The sequence below is a fragment of the Methylobacterium sp. CM6246 genome, assembly GCF_054818005.1.
On record NZ_JBTXKY010000001.1, the window covers coordinates 5,108,878 to 5,123,069 of the forward strand.

Annotated in this window: 18 protein-coding genes; 9 read left to right on the forward strand and 9 right to left on the reverse strand. The window is 67.5% G+C overall.

Annotated elements, in window-relative coordinates:
* Positions 1-3 precede the first annotated feature (3 nt).
* The 4 genes from ACYQPG_RS24650 (at position 4) to ACYQPG_RS24665 (ending at position 2,971) form a co-directional block, all read left to right on the forward strand.
* Entirely contained in the window at positions 4-594 is a 591-nt protein-coding gene (locus ACYQPG_RS24650) for a DUF447 domain-containing protein (RefSeq protein ID WP_147938556.1), read from the forward strand.
* Positions 595-709: 115 nt separating this feature from the next.
* Positions 710-1,243: an SRPBCC family protein gene (locus ACYQPG_RS24655; RefSeq protein WP_419830473.1), complete on the forward strand. Its 534-nt coding sequence runs from the start codon at positions 710-712 to the stop codon at positions 1,241-1,243.
* 47 nt (positions 1,244-1,290) lie between these two features.
* Positions 1,291-2,253 (forward strand): YncE family protein, encoded by a 963-nt coding sequence (locus tag ACYQPG_RS24660; protein WP_461232505.1) that lies wholly within the window; start codon positions 1,291-1,293, stop codon positions 2,251-2,253.
* 451 nt (positions 2,254-2,704) lie between these two features.
* A complete protein-coding gene (locus ACYQPG_RS24665; RefSeq protein ID WP_419830474.1) occupies positions 2,705-2,971 on the forward strand; it encodes a hypothetical protein in 267 nt (88 codons plus the stop codon).
* Positions 2,972-3,104: 133 nt separating this feature from the next.
* Here the strand turns inward: ACYQPG_RS24665 and ACYQPG_RS24670 are convergent, their stop codons facing one another.
* The 8 genes from ACYQPG_RS24670 to ACYQPG_RS24705 form a co-directional block, all read right to left on the reverse strand.
* Positions 3,105-3,305: a hypothetical protein gene (locus tag ACYQPG_RS24670; RefSeq protein WP_147906753.1), complete on the reverse strand. Its 201-nt coding sequence runs from the start codon at positions 3,303-3,305 to the stop codon at positions 3,105-3,107.
* A 71-nt stretch (positions 3,306-3,376) separates the two neighbouring features.
* Positions 3,377-4,549 (reverse strand): lipase family protein, encoded by a 1,173-nt coding sequence (locus ACYQPG_RS24675; protein WP_419830475.1) that lies wholly within the window; start codon positions 4,547-4,549, stop codon positions 3,377-3,379.
* 94 nt (positions 4,550-4,643) lie between these two features.
* Positions 4,644-4,844 carry a hypothetical protein gene (locus ACYQPG_RS24680; RefSeq protein ID WP_419830476.1) on the reverse strand — a complete coding sequence of 67 codons (201 nt, stop codon included), beginning with the start codon at positions 4,842-4,844 and terminating at the stop codon, positions 4,644-4,646.
* Positions 4,845-4,924: 80 nt separating this feature from the next.
* Positions 4,925-5,380, reverse strand: coding sequence for a response regulator (locus ACYQPG_RS24685; protein ID WP_147906750.1), 456 nt, complete (start codon positions 5,378-5,380; stop codon positions 4,925-4,927).
* A 191-nt stretch (positions 5,381-5,571) separates the two neighbouring features.
* Positions 5,572-6,444, reverse strand: a complete 873-nt coding sequence (locus ACYQPG_RS24690) for a dienelactone hydrolase family protein (protein WP_419831079.1) — start codon at positions 6,442-6,444, stop codon at positions 5,572-5,574.
* Positions 6,445-6,527: 83 nt separating this feature from the next.
* Complete coding sequence (locus ACYQPG_RS24695) at positions 6,528-6,932, reverse strand: hypothetical protein (protein ID WP_419830477.1); 405 nt, start codon at positions 6,930-6,932, stop codon at positions 6,528-6,530.
* Between the two features lie 119 nt (positions 6,933-7,051).
* The gene (locus tag ACYQPG_RS24700; RefSeq protein ID WP_419830478.1) at positions 7,052-7,546 is read right to left on the reverse strand and encodes a DUF192 domain-containing protein; all 495 of its coding nucleotides are present in this window, start codon (positions 7,544-7,546) and stop codon (positions 7,052-7,054) included.
* 75 nt (positions 7,547-7,621) lie between these two features.
* Positions 7,622-8,227, reverse strand: coding sequence for a cold-shock protein (locus ACYQPG_RS24705; RefSeq protein ID WP_419830479.1), 606 nt, complete (start codon positions 8,225-8,227; stop codon positions 7,622-7,624).
* Positions 8,228-8,574: 347 nt separating this feature from the next.
* On the opposite strand from ACYQPG_RS24705, the gene ACYQPG_RS24710 reads away from it, so the two are divergent.
* Positions 8,575-9,588, forward strand: a complete 1,014-nt coding sequence (locus tag ACYQPG_RS24710) for a heparan-alpha-glucosaminide N-acetyltransferase (RefSeq protein ID WP_419830480.1) — start codon at positions 8,575-8,577, stop codon at positions 9,586-9,588.
* A 232-nt stretch (positions 9,589-9,820) separates the two neighbouring features.
* Here ACYQPG_RS24710 and efp read toward each other — a convergent pair whose 3' ends face one another.
* Positions 9,821-10,387, reverse strand: a complete 567-nt coding sequence (efp, locus tag ACYQPG_RS24715) for an elongation factor P (RefSeq protein ID WP_147853941.1) — start codon at positions 10,385-10,387, stop codon at positions 9,821-9,823.
* Between the two features lie 234 nt (positions 10,388-10,621).
* Here efp and epmA point away from each other — a divergent pair, with 234 nt between their 5' ends.
* From epmA to ACYQPG_RS24735, 4 genes are all read left to right on the forward strand, one after another.
* Positions 10,622-11,677 (forward strand): EF-P lysine aminoacylase EpmA, encoded by a 1,056-nt coding sequence (gene epmA, locus ACYQPG_RS24720; protein ID WP_419830481.1) that lies wholly within the window; start codon positions 10,622-10,624, stop codon positions 11,675-11,677.
* Positions 11,674-12,717, forward strand: coding sequence for a lysine-2,3-aminomutase-like protein (locus ACYQPG_RS24725; RefSeq protein WP_461231936.1), 1,044 nt, complete (start codon positions 11,674-11,676; stop codon positions 12,715-12,717). The genes epmA and ACYQPG_RS24725 overlap by 4 nt, the downstream gene beginning before the upstream one ends.
* 17 nt (positions 12,718-12,734) lie before the next feature.
* On the forward strand, positions 12,735-13,346 hold the full coding sequence (locus ACYQPG_RS24730; RefSeq protein ID WP_147906769.1) for a glutathione S-transferase family protein: 612 nt from the start codon (positions 12,735-12,737) through the stop codon (positions 13,344-13,346).
* 189 nt (positions 13,347-13,535) lie between these two features.
* On the forward strand, positions 13,536-14,183 hold the full coding sequence (locus ACYQPG_RS24735; protein WP_147906742.1) for an RraA family protein: 648 nt from the start codon (positions 13,536-13,538) through the stop codon (positions 14,181-14,183).
* Positions 14,184-14,192 lie beyond the last annotated feature (9 nt).

Here is a 14,192-nt window from a genome sequence, read left to right on the forward strand (position 1 = left end):
GCGATGCCGCTGATCCTCGAGACCATCGTCACCACGCTTGCGCCGTCCGGTGAGCTGCATCTCGTGCCGTTTGGGCTGATCGGCGAGGAAAACGGCTACGTGCTGGCGCCGTTCCGACCCTCACCGACCATCGTCAATCTCGAGGCCAATCCGTGTTTCGCGGCGTCGAGCCCGAGGGACATCCGGGTCATCGCGGGTGCGGTAACGGGCCGGCGCGAATGGCCGACCGTGGCGTGCGCGGTGATTGCCGGCCGGCGGCTAGCCGACAGTTTCGGCCATGCCGAGTTCCAGGTCGCATCGGTCGAGGACCAGGAGACCCGGCCGCGCTTCCACGGCCGCCTCGTGCATTCGGCCGCCCACGCACCGTTCATTGGCTACAACCGCGCCCAGGCCGCGGTGCTTGAGGCGGCGATCCTCTCGACCCGGCTCCACATGCTTGAGCCGGACAAGGTGTTGACGGAGATGGCCTACCTCGCCATCGCCATCACCAAGACCGCGGGCCCGCGCGAGCGCGAGGCCTGGGGCTGGATCGAGGACAAGGTCGCTGAGGCTTTCGGGGCCGAAGCGCGCATTCTCGGTCGGGACGCAAGCTAGATCCGTATCCGAGAAATCGAATGCGGCTCTGACACTCACTTGTGACACGCACTCGGACGTAGAACCGGTATCTCGATGCCGGACCGCGCCCCGGAGGCGGGAGGAGCAGGACACGATGAAGAAAATGACCCTGGCCCTGGCGGCCACGGCCGCCCTGGTGGCGGCGACCGCGCAGGCCCACGGCCCGACCCGGCGCAAGATTTCCGAGTCGATCGAGATCAACGCCCCGGCCGACAAGGTCTGGGCCGTGATTGGTGACGTTAAGAACGCCGACTGGATGGAGAACGTCACCAAGACCGAGGTCAGCGGCGACGTGCCGAACAAGTTCAAGCGCACCCTAACGCTGAAGAACGGCAACCAGATTCAAGAGACTAGCAACAAGTACAAGCCGGACGAGAAGCTTCTCTCGTACTACATCGAGAAGGTCGATGTGAAGGACCTGCCGGCCAACGACTATTCTGCTACGATCACGGTCGAGCCCGCGGGCGACGCCAAGTCCAAGGTCGAGTGGAAAGCCGCCTTTTATCGCGGCTACATGAACAACGATCCGCCGCCCGAACTCAACGACGAAGCCTCCGAGAAGGGCGTCGGTGCCTGGATCAAGGCGAGCCTCGCCAACTTGAAGGCCAAGGTCGAGAAGGGCTCGTGAGCCTACGCGGGTTTCGCAAAAGCGTCCTGCGGTTTTGCGATAAAAACCTGCGCCGTCACCGCAAATGGGGCCAGGCGGCGTTCGTCGCCGCCCTGTCCCTGACCGCGACGCACGCCCGTGCCGAACAGGCGCGGGAAGCGATCGTGACGACGCAGCTTGGCGGCGCGGTCGAAATTGTCGATCTCGCAGCCGGCAAGGTGGTGCGTAGCATCAAGCTCGACGGGGCGCCGGCAGGAATCGCCCTGTCGCCCGATCGCAAGAGGGCGTACGTCACGCGGCCCGAAGGTCACGGTCTCGCGGTGCTTGATCTCGATGCTGGCCTCGTTGCCGCAGAAGTGCCGCTGCCGGGTGGACCCTTGGGCGTCGCTGCCGATCCGATGGGCGTCAAAATCTACGTGGCGGATTGGTACGGGCATCGCCTGTTCGTTTTGACCGAGCGCGACGGCCACCTGATACCCGATGGCGAGATCGCGGTCGGCGCCTCGCCATCGGGTATCGCCGTCTCACCCGACGGTGCGACGCTCTACGTGGCCAACCGGGAGGCCAACACGGTCTCCGTGGTCGATGCGAGGACCCGCAAAGAAACCAAGGTCATCCCCGTCGGGCAGCACCCGTTCGGAATTACCTTGGATGCTGCCAGTGGCCGCGCCTACACGGCGAACGTCACGAGCGACGACGTCTCCGTGATCGACCTGGCGGCCGGACGGGAGATCGGCCGGATCCCGACCGGTCGGCGACCCTATGTGATCGCCCTTACGCAAGGGCGCGGCTTCGTGACCGATCAGTATGCCGGCAGCGTCACAGCCTTCGATCTCACGACCCTCAAGCCGCTCGCGGATATCGACGTCGGCGATCATCCCGAAGGCATCGCGGCCGACGCTGGCGGTCGCCTCTACGTCGCCAATTGGGGTGACAACACGCTGAGCGTCCTCGATGGACGGACGCTGAAGGTTCTGACGACCATCCCGACCGGGAACGGCCCCCGCGCGTTCGGCGACTTCCTCAGGTAGTGCAGCTGCAAGATCGTGGGTCGCCCCCGCACCTTCATCGCCCCGTTCAAGGGTGATGGCCGCTTCGAACTGTTCGCGATGACGGGCGTGTAGCAACCGCGATTGTGAGTAGCGAAAGCACGTCACCGTGCATCCAGACCAACGATGTGGCGTGTGAGCCCTGATCGGTCGACCGGAGGCGTCCTTGAATGGAACGCCGTGCCGGACAACCCCGACACAGAGCGGCAAAGCGGCAGGGCGGCAAGCGGGGCACAGCCTCGCGATCGGAGCGCGCCGGATCACTGAGGTAGCCCGGAAGGCCGATCCGGTCCGCACGCATTGCAATCCGCGCCCTCGGCTCGATCGGCGACGTAGCCTGCCCAAGGCTCCGAGAGTCCGCGCCCGAGAACCGAGCAGGCCGCGTGTGAAATGCGCCGAGGAACCTCGAAACGGTCTAGTCGCTTGCCCTTGCATGCCGGACACGACACCCGCAAAGAAGAAAACGCCGGCGAAGCCGAAGCGGGCTATGCCCGTCGTGAAACCACCTGCCAAGGTCGGCATGGCTACGCAGCTCGCCGCGATCCAGGACCGCTACCGTCGCGCCATGACTGCCGCCCTTGATCACCCGCATCGCGAGCAAGGCAATCTGATCCGCATCGCCTTGGCCGCCCTGCTGGCCGAGAAAGCCGCGCTCGGCGTCGCGGACGGTGAAGAGACGGCTGAGGCTGCGGAATCGTAGTTCCTGGCGCCCGTGCGAAGGCAACCGCCCGCCGCGAAAGCGTCTTGCCCGACCATTCAGGTAAGACGCTCCCGATCTAAGCCGGGCCTCCGCGACCATCCATTGGGGCTGATCCACGGAACGAACCGATCGCTCAGTCCAGCTGACGGTTTGGCGCCCGACGATAGGCGATGCGGGCGATGACAAGGGCGCCACCGATCTGGAGAAAACCGGATTCACCGAGATCCGCCGGCGCATAATGCGCCTGGATCAGCAATCGTGTGAGCGCGTTCAGCGCGAGGAGAGTCAGGCAGAAGGCTGCTGCAGCGAGCAGACTGGCGACGAACTCGGGCATGTTACGTTTCCCGTGTCGAACACGGACAGAGTAGCAAGCCCTACGCCAAGGGAAAGGCGGGTGTTTGTCGATCAGCGCTTTCTACCTGGCGAAGCCGGAGTGGCTGCCTGGGCCGCCGGCGCCACCAGTCGGGGCGTTTCGACCGAGAGGCGCTTCACCGGCCACCCGTCGCTCCAGCGCTCCATGTCTGCGAGCCGCGGATTGTTCTTCATCGCATTCGCGTCCGAACCGGCGAAGGCCGCGGCAGCGGCGATGTCGAAGGTCTTCCAGAACCCGAGGTAGTCCAGCGCGTCGACGCGGGCGATATTGATCTGTGCGACCAGCGTCTGCTGTTCGCCGGTCAACGCCATATCGGCGGACCAGCGGAACGGCGGCGGCTTCGGGGCGTCCTTGGCCGCGTCCTTTGGATCCGGCCCCGGCTTGATCGCGCCGCCATCATAGGCTGTGTCGGTTCCGGCGGGAGCCGCGAGCGTGGCCGTCAGAGCGGGGAAGCCGTGATCGTCCGAGAGGGCGCGCACGAAGAGCTTACGCTCCAGCGGTACGGCACTCGCTTCACGCAGCAGCCGTTTCGCCGCGAGGTCCGCCGCCCGGGTATCCTTGTCGCCGACCATGGCGATGAGCAGGGTGGAGGACTCGATGCCGGACAGCTCCGTCAGCGCGATTCCCCGCGATTTGGGGCCGCTGGCGATGCCGCCCGGCGCGGCCATGAAGATCAGCTTCGGGACGGGGAGGCCATGCTGCTTGGCGTCGGCGGCCATGTCCATGGCGAGCGGGGCGCCAGCCAGGTGCCCGATCAGGGCGACGCGGCCGAGATCGGGTTTGGCGTCCGCGTCCGAGGCCAAATCCGCCAGCGCCGCTTTGACCAGGCTTTCGGCGAGGCCGGGTGCGTCGGCCGGGCGCGTCCGGTTCACGTCCTGAAAGCGCGGGTAGAGCACAAGCCAACCCTGGCGGGTGAGATGGTCGATCCAGCCGCCGTAGCTTTGCGGATTGACCACGCCCCATCCGTGCAGGAACACAACCACGGGCCGGCCGGCCTCCGGGGCGGCGCCCGCAGCGTGGAACGCGAACGTCGTCGCGGTCCCACGCCCGAGCAGACGCTTCACGATCGTCGCCTTGCGGTCGCCGAAACCGCCGGCCCCCTCAGACGGCTGCGGCGGCGGGGACGCGGCTTGGGCAACGCTCAACCCCGCAAGCGCCAGGATCACACCGGCGGCAAACGATCCGCGAAGAACATTGAGACGCATGAGGGGCTCGACTGAGAGACGCGATGCGCCGGCAGGTCAGAGCCCGCTGAATAGCAGATTCATTGGCCTTGGCGACTCATCCCGACCTGATCGGTCAGGCGCCGTAAGCGCACTCGGATTCCGGACGGTCCAGGCGCGCGGCCAGCGCCAGGATCTCGGCTGGGACGGCATCGGCGATGGGCCTGTAGTGAGCGCGCAGCTCGTCGGTCACCGTGTCGAGGAGATCGGCCTCCTGTTGGGCGTCCCAAGAGCGCCGACGCAGGGAATCGGCGTAGTTGGCAGCGACGATGAGCATGATTGATCTGAGCTGCCGACGGAGTTGCTCGGGATCGGGCGTCTTGCGCCCCGGGAGTGCCGTACAACCCGGAGTAGGTCTCAGGTTTCCAGACCCGGCATAATTAATTTTCCGCCCGGTCCGATCACCGCCGGGCCGGTCGACGCCGACGGACGACCGGCGGCCTGCTCGACCCAGGCCAGAATATCCTCGGCGCGCCAGGGCTTCGGGATGAAGGTCGCCGACATGCGCAGGTCGCTCGGCTGGTCGCCCGCATCCCCGGAGGTCAGCAGCACCCGGACCCGCGGCCAGGTCACGCCGATGATCCGCGCAAGTTCGAAGCCGCCGATCGGTCCGGGCGTACGCACGTCGGAGAACACGACGCTGACTTCGTCCGCGCGGTCGTTGAGGATGGCGAGCGCCCGTTCGGCAGTCTCAGCCTCGATCACCGTGAAGCCGGTATCCTCCAGGAGCGTGGCCGCGAGGAAGCGCTCGTCGGGTTGGTCCTCCACGACGAGGATGACGGGCTTCTGTCCGGGCTGTACCGAGTCGCTCATGGGCCGGGACACTCTACAGGGGCTGAACGGCGGTCGCGACGATCGGTTCAACGCTCCGATCGCAGCGAATGGCCGGACCCGCGCAGGCACAGATCCTCCTGCGACCCTGGCATATTCGGCAAGTTGTGGCCGTGTCCCGGGAAGCACAGCCATCCAGGAACATCCTGGTAAGACCGCCAGGATCGGTTTGATCAGCCGACGCCGTTGGCTTTCAGGAAGGCGAGAGCGCGGGTCCAGCCGTCCTCGGCGGCGTCCTTGCGGTAGCTCGGCCGATAATCCGCGTGGAATCCGTGCGGCGCATCCGGGTAGATCACCAGTTCGACGCTCCTGCCCGCCTGCCTGGCCTTGTCGCGCGCTTCCTCTGCGGAGGACGGCGGGATGCCGGTATCGGCGCCGCCGTAGAGTGCAAGCAACGGCGCGTGGATCTCGGCCGCGACATCTCCGGCTGTGCGCGGCTGGATAGCGGTCCGATCACCGCCCAGGGGGCCATACCAAGCGACCGCCGCCTTCAGGTCGCGACGATGCGCCGCGTACAGCCAAGCGTCGCGACCACCGCGGCACCAACCCATCACGCCGAGCCGACCGGCATCGCCCTTGGCAGCGGAGGCGGCCCAAGCCGCGGTGGCGTCGAGATCGCCGATCCACTGCGCGTCCGGCGTCTTCGAGATGATGTCCCGGATGATGATCTTGGGATCGGTCATGGTCGAGAGGTCGCCCTGCCGTGCATATAGTTCGGGCGCGACGGCGCAGTATCCAGCCTTGGCGAGGCGACGGCAGATGTCTTTGATGTACTCGTGAACCCCGAAGATCTCTTCGATCACCAGCACGATCGGAAACGGCCCCGCCCCATTGGGTACCGCCCGGTAGGCGGGCATCGGACCGTCTGCCGCGGGGATCTTGACCTCGCCGGCCTCGATACCGGTGGCATCGGTGTGAATCGCCTGCGCCTCGACACGGGTCGTCGCGACAGTCAGGCCACTGATGAGACTGGTCATCACGAAGCCGCGCCGCGACAACGGCGGTGTCATCAGCCCGTCGAGTTCGGCGTGATTGCTGTCTGCCATGATCTTCCCTCCCGCGGTCCTACGTAGAGGGCTATCCGCCGGCACCGGCCATGGTCAAATGCGTCCGCGGTACACCCGAACCTTCATGCGCCTGCCGCCGCCAGTGCGCGCCTGACCGGCTTGGCCGCGACACGGGCCGTCGCCGGAGCCGCGCGGGGCTTCAGCACGTCGGCAAGCGTTACGAAGCTGTCCGGCGTGGATGCGTTCACTGCTCGGATCCCGTAGCCCAATGCAAAGGATCGAGTCAGGTCGGCATCGCGCGCGATTCCGAATTGGTCGAGCGCTGCCAGGAATGCCTCGCGAAACAGGCTTGGCCGGCACCAGGACTTTTCGGCCATCTGCAGCGGCCAGTCCCAAAGGTTTTCGGCCCGCCGTGTCGTAAGGCCGTCCCGGCTGATGAAGTAACCCGTGCAACGGTGCTCTAGCCCGTCCGCGCTCACCGACCAATCGTCGTTGCCGAACAGCTCGGCATCGGCCACGTTGCTCATCGGGTCCTCCGCGCAAGGCCGGCACTCCGAAGCGCCGGAACAATTCCGGAACATTGGCCCGGAACATCCCGACGGTCAAGGCCATTGTTCCCGCTGCGTTCACGCCAGACCCAGTCGCCTCAGCGACCCTTGAACAAAGGGTGCTCGATCCGGTCGCCAGCCTGGATCCCGAGCTTGGCGGCCGTCCCGGCATTGAGTTCGAGTACGGCAGAGACAGGGCTGCCGGACGGGATGATCGCGGTCGACAGCGGCTCGGTGTCGGCGGCGATCCGGCTCACGGTCCCGTCCGGACGAATGAACAGCATGTCGAGCGGCAGATAGGTGTTCTTCATCCACATGGTCACGGGTTCGGCGCGTTCGAAATCGAACAGCATGCCATGCTCGGGCGCCATGTGCCGGCGGAACATCAGCCCACGGGATCGGCCGGCGTCGTCACGCATCACCTCGACGTCGAACCGCTTCGGCCCGGCCTTGGTGGCGATGGTCAGTGGCTCTGTCTTGACGGCGTTCTGCGGTGATGCGCTCTGGGCAGTGGCCTGATGGACGGAAAGCGGCGCGACCAGGATGAGGCAGGCGATGGCCGCCGCTTGCGGGACGCGGAATAGAACTCTCAAGGACAGCCTCTCGGGAAATGTGGTCGCGGGCGGTGTGCCGACCGCAGATTCAGATAGCGCGCGCGAAATGGGGCGTCAGTGAGAGGCCGGGAGCGCCCCGTCGACGAGACGGATCTCGGCCGCCATGACGCCCTTGGAGCCGTCGCCGTAGCGCACCAAAACGGCGTCGCCCGGCTTGAGCTCGGCGATGCCGTAGCGGCGCAGGGTTTCCATGTGGACGAAAATATCCGGCGTGCCGTCGCCGCGGGTCAGGAAGCCGAAGCCGCGCAGCCGGTTGAACCACTTCACCACCGCCGTCTCCAGGCCGCTCGTTGGCGTGACCGAGACGTGGGTGCGCGGCATCGGCATCTCGGAGGGATGCACGGCCGCGGACTGATCCAAAGTCAGAACTTTGAACGCCTGCCAGCCGCGCGGGCGCTCCACCGCCTCGACGACGATGCGCGCGCCTTCGCTGGCCGCCTGGAACCCGTCCCGCCGCAGGCAGGTGACGTGCAGCAGGATGTCGGGGGCGCCGTCGTCGGGTACGATGAAGCCGAAGCCCTTGGACACGTCGAACCACTTGATGCGGCCGGAGACCTCTACGAGGTCGAGTGCCTCGTCCTCACCGCCGGCCGCTTCGGCGACACGGCTGTCCTCGGTCCGATTGGGATTCTGCGGCCCGGATCCGCGTTCATCAGACATGGCCGAGCAACCTACACCGAATCACGCCGCGCGCTCTCACAGCAAGATTAACGAAGTCCTGATTCCCGGAAAGCCCATATGACCGGCATAGGAGCCCTCGCGAGTTGCAATCTTGCCTGGGGGAGGCAGGTCCGCAACAGTCGATCGGTCGCAGGGAGAGCGGAATTGGGCGTCCTGTCGCCACCAAGGCATCTGGATCGCCCGCCATATCGCGTCCAATCAGGTTTTTGCGACCTTCGTGCGCCCGTGTTCACGTCTTCGAGAGCAGTTTCGATCGCGGCAAGGGCGCGGCGCGATCACGAGCAGCGGTGGCGTCCGAGGTCCAGGCGTGGTTTGAGCCCATCGCCATGTCGATAGCCCCCGCACTTCCCACGCCCCCTGAGACGACCACGCGCGCCGCGCGGTCAGGCCGCTACCCGATCATCGACGCGGTGCGGGCAGCGGCCCTCGTGGCGATGGCGAGCTACCACACGCTTTGGGACCTCGGCTTCCTGCGGCTGACAGCCGAGAATTACGCGCTGACGGCGGCGGGCCATCGGGCGGCGGAGACGATCGCCGGGACCTTCCTCACGCTCGTCGGCGTCGGACTGGTCTTGATGAACGGGCGCGGCATTCGTGCGCGCCAGACCGTGCTGAGGCTTGCGCGGATCGGCGGGGCTGCGCTCCTCGTGACACTCGGGACCTGGATCGCGTTTCCCGACGCGTACGTGTTCTTCGGCATCCTGCACTGCATTGCCCTCTCGAGCGTGCTCGGCCTGCCGTTCCTCTTCGCCCCTGTGGCGGTGACGGCGCTCGCCACGATGGCGGTCTTCGCCGCACCGCTCGTGGTGCACGGGTCTCCGCTCGATGACCCGATCTTGTTCTTCCTCGGCCTTGGTTCCGGGACGCCGCGAACCAACGATTACGTGCCGTTATTCCCGTGGTTCGGGTTCGTCTTGTCGGGGATCGTCCTCGGGCGGCTCGGCCTGCCGATTCTTGCGCGGTCCCGGCTCGGCAACTGGGCGCCGCGTTCGGCACCTGGGCGTGCGGCGACGTTCTTGGGGCGCCACAGCCTGATCGTGTATCTCGTGCACCAGCCCGTGCTGCTGGGGCTGCTCACCGGTCTCGTCACCCTGACGGGACCGAACCCGATGGCTGGTCTCCGCGCGTTTCGGGCCGATTACGTGACGATCTGCACACGCACCGGCGGGGAGCCGCCGCTCTGCCGCATCGCGGCCCGGTGCACCTCCGATGCGCTGATCAAGGAGGATCTTTTCCGGGAGGATGGTCGCCCCTTCAGCCCGGCAGAGCGGTTGCGGGCACAGGCCCTATCGCAGGGCTGCTACGGGTCGATCGAGGCGGCCTCTCGAATGCCGAAGTAGGATACGAACCGCGGCAGCCTTGCAAGACAGCGCAGGGTGCGTCCAACCCACTGCCTTGGTCTAGCGAAGAACGTATCGCGGGCTTCGAAGGAGCCGCTCAGGGATCGTCGAACGATCGGGAGAACTCCTGATCAACACCTGCTTTGCGTCGGCATCTCAGGATCAGGGCGCGGGCAAGATAAGATCTCCAGCCCACGCCATGATCGTCTCGCAGTCATAATCCCCTAGCAAATCAATCCTTGGCGCGCTCGACGTAGGCGCCGTCCGCCGTCATCACCACCACGCGGGTACCGGCGGCGATGTGAGGCGGCACGGTGGTGCGGACGCCGTTCGAGAGGGTGGCGGGCTTGTAGGACGAGGAGGCGGTCTGGCCCTTGAGCACCGGCTCGGTTTCGGTGACCTCCAAGGTCACCCGCTGGGGCAACTCGATGGTCAGCGGCACGTCGTTATGGCTCGACAGCATCACGGCCATGCCCTCCTGAAGGTAGGGGGCGGCGTCGCCGACCACGTCCGCCGGTACAGCGACCTGCTCGTAGCTCTCGGGGTTCATGAAGTGGAACCCCTCGGCGTCGCTGTAGAGGAAGGTGTGCTCGCGATCCTCCACGAAGGCCCGCTCGACCTGCTCGGTGGTCCGGTAGCGCTCGGACACCTTCACGCCGTCCGTGATGCGGCGCATGTCGAGCTGGGTCACCGGGGTGCCCTTGCCGGGATGGATGTTCTCGACGAACAGGATCACGTAGAGCTTGCCGTCCTTGTCGACGACGTTGCCCTTGCGGAGCGTTGAGGCGATCACCTTCACGGAATTCGGTCCTGCATTGACAAGGCGGGTCGGCACGCGCCAAGCGCGTGCACTGGATCTCAGGCCCCGCCACTATCGCATCTGCGGCGTGGTTGCCAGCCGGCGAACCTAACCCGGCGGTCTCGGCGAAAGGCACCGATGCTTCCCCGCGGTGGATCGGAGGCCAGCCTCGCGCCTGGGTCGCACTCAGGGCGGCTCGCTCGTGCCTGGGGCCGGCCATGCTGGAGACCGATTGTGACCGGAGCTGTCTCGCCCTGGTGGGCGCCCGACCGCCACGCCGACCGCAGGCCTCGCCTGCTGCTGCGCAACCGGATTCTGGCCGCGTTCCGGGCCTGGTTCGCGGAGCGGGACTTCGTCGAGGCCGAGACCGCCTGCCTGCAGGTCTCCCCCGGCAACGAAGCGCATCTCTCGGCCTTCGCCACCGAAGCCATCGGCGGCAGTGGCGCGCGGACGCCGCTCTACCTGCACACCTCCCCGGAATTCGCCTGCAAGAAGCTGCTGGCTGCGGGCGAAACGCGGCTCCTCAGTGTCGCTCGGGTGTTCCGAAACCGTGAGCGCGGCCCTCTGCACCACCCCGAATTCACCATGCTGGAATGGTACCGCGCTGGCGTGCCCTACACGGCGTTGATGGCCGATTGCGCCGAGCTTCTGACGCTTGCCGCCGAGACCGCCGGCACACGCCGGTTCGTCTACCGGGGCCGGGAGGCCGACCCGTTCGCCGCGTGCGAGCGGCTGACCCTGGCTGAGGCGTTCGCGCGCTTTGCCGGCATCGATCTGCTGGCCACACTAGCGCCGGATGGCGAGACCGACCGCGACGCCCTTGCCGGCGCCGTGGAGGCGGCGGACCTGCGCGTCGCCCCGGATGACACTTGGGCGGATCTGTTTTCGCGGGTTCTGGTTGCGCGGATCGAGCCGCATCTTGGTATCGGGCGCCCGACGATCCTGTGCGAATACCCGATCAGCGAGGCGGCCCTGGCCCGCCCGGTGCCGGACGATCCGCGGGTCTCCGAACGGTTCGAGCTCTATGCCTGCGGTGTCGAACTCGCGAATGCCTTCGGAGAATTGACCGATCCGGTCGCGTTACGCCGCCGTTTCGACGCGGAGATGGCGGTGAAGCTGCGCGTTTACGACGAAGCGTATCCGATCGACTCCGACTTCTTCGAAGCATTGGCCGTAATGCCCGACGCGTCGGGCATCGCCCTCGGCTTCGACCGCTTGGCCATGCTGGCCTGCGGCGCGAATCGCGTGGACGACGTGATCTGGACGCCGGTGGTGGAGACCCTGCCGTGAACCGCACGCTGCGCAGCGCCGCCGACCTCGCCGAGGCCGGCCTGCTGTCCGGCCCGGAGGCGGAGGCGCTGCACGATGTGCTGGCGCGCTACGCCGTCTCGGTCACCCCGGACATGGCCGAACTGATCGACCGGGACGATCCGGCGGATCCGATCGCCCGTCAGTTCGTGCCGCGGGCCGAGGAGGCCGTCGCCGCCCCGGAGGAGCGCGCCGACCCGATCGGCGACGAGGCGCACGCTCCGGTTGTGGGCATCGTTCACCGCTACCCCGACCGGGTACTGCTGAAGCCGCTGCACATCTGCCCGGTCTATTGCCGATTCTGTTTCCGCCGGGAGATGGTCGGGCCGCACGGCCTCGGCTCCCTGACCGACGCGGAGCTCGACGGCGCCCTCGGCTACATCGCGCAGGACCCGCGGATCTGGGAGGTCGTCGTCACCGGCGGCGATCCGTTCGCGCTCTCGCCCCGCCGGCTCGGCGCGATCGCCGACCGGCTGTCGGTGATCGCGCATGTCCGGGTGATGCGGATCCACACCCGCGTGCCGGTTGTGAAACCCGACCTCGTCGGCGACGATCTGGTGCGGTCGCTTAAGCGGTTCGGGCGCGCGGTGTTCGTGGCGCTCCACGCCAACCACCCGCGTGAGTTCACCGGGGCCGCTCAAGAAGCCTGCGCCCGGCTGGTCGATGCCGGGATCCCGATGGTCAGCCAGTCGGTGCTGCTGCGCGGGGTCAACGACGATCCCGCCACCCTGGAGGCGCTGATGCGGACCTTCGTGGAGAACCGGATCAAGCCCTACTACCTGCATCACGGCGACCTGGCTCCGGGCACCGGCCACCTGCGCACCAGCCTCGACGCGGGACAGGCGCTGATGCGCGCCCTGCGCGGCCGCCTCTCGGGTCTGGCCCAGCCGACCTACGTGCTCGACATTCCCGGCGGCCACGGCAAGGTGCCGGTCGGCCCCGGGTACCTGCGCGAGGCTGGCGACGGGACGCGGGTCACCGATCCGAACGGGTGCGAGCACGCCTACCCGCCGAAAGTCTGAGGGAGGTCTTGGTGACGATGCGCAAGCTCTGGGGGCGGCTCACCTCGGTGAACGTGCAGAAGGTCGTTTGGGGACTCGACGAGGCCGGACTCGCCTATGAGCGGATCGATGCCGGCGGTGCGCATGGCATCGTCGCCGATCGCGCCTACCGCGGCAAGAACCCGAACGGGCTCGTTCCGACCCTCGAGGAGGATGGGTTCGTTCTCTGGGAGTCGAACGCCATCCTGCGCTACGTGGCCTCGACCGCTCCGACCCTGGCGCTGCCGGCCGATCCGCGGACCCGCGCCCATGTCGATCAATGGCTGGACTGGCAGGCCACCACCTTCACGCCCGCGATGCGCGACGCGTTCTGGCAGCTCTACCGCTCGCAGAATCCCGACCGGACGGTGGTCGCCGCCTCGATGACGCGGACGGAGGCGCTGGCGGCCATGCTGGACGCGCATCTGACGGACCGAGATTACATGGTGGGCGACGGCTTCGGCATCGCCGACATTGCGCTCGGCTGCGCCGCTCATCGCTGGCTGAACCTGCCGGCCGAGCGCATCGAACGCCCGGCCCTGCGCCGCTGGTACGAACGGCTCGCCGGCAGGCCCGGTGCGGCTCGGGCGCTCGGCGAGCCGATCGCCTGAGCCGCGGGCCGGCGTGACACCGCCGATCCGGTCACGGTGGCAGGAGTGTCTGTCCCACCGGTATTTCTTGGAGACCGGGCCGACGTGTTGCGCAGCGAGGAATCAAGCGCGGCCTTGTCGGCACGCCCGCGCGATCCACCTTGACGGCAACGCGCCGATCCGTCCGGCGGCCCCTCACGGAACATCCCGATGGCGATCGACCCGACCCTGCGCGATGCGCTCTCCGCCGTAACGCCGGCCAGCCTGGCGCGGGCATTGACGCGCGCCGGGATCAAGGCGTTCAGCCCGCGCGGCCTGACGGCACGGGGCGGCAGTGCCATCGGCCCTGCCTATACCCTCCGGATGATTCCCGCTCGGAACGATGCCGCCGGTGACCTCGCTGCCGCGATCGACGCCGTTCCGGAGGGTGCCGTGCTGGTCATCGATGCCGCGGGTTCCGGCCTCGCCCTCCCCTTCGGAGCGATCGTGGCGGCGCGGCTCGCCCAGCGCGGCGTCGCCGGCTTGATCACCGACGGCGCCCTGCCGGATCCCACCGGTCTGCCGGTCTGGTCCGCGCAAGAGGCCGGCAGCGAGACCCTCGCCCTGGTCGGCGCGCAGGAACGCGTCTCATGCGGCGGGGCCGCCATCCATCCCGGCGACATCGTGGTCTGCGGGTCCGGCGGGATCGTCGCGCTACCGGCCGACCTCGCCGAGCGGGTCGCCCTGGAGGCCGTCGAGCAACAGCGCCTGGACCTGTGGATCCAGCGCGAGGCCGAGAGGGGCGAAAACCTCGCCAGCCTGCTTCCGCCGGACGCCGCGGCCCTGGCCCGGTTCGAGGCCGAGACGAAGCCGGCTTGAGGCCTACCG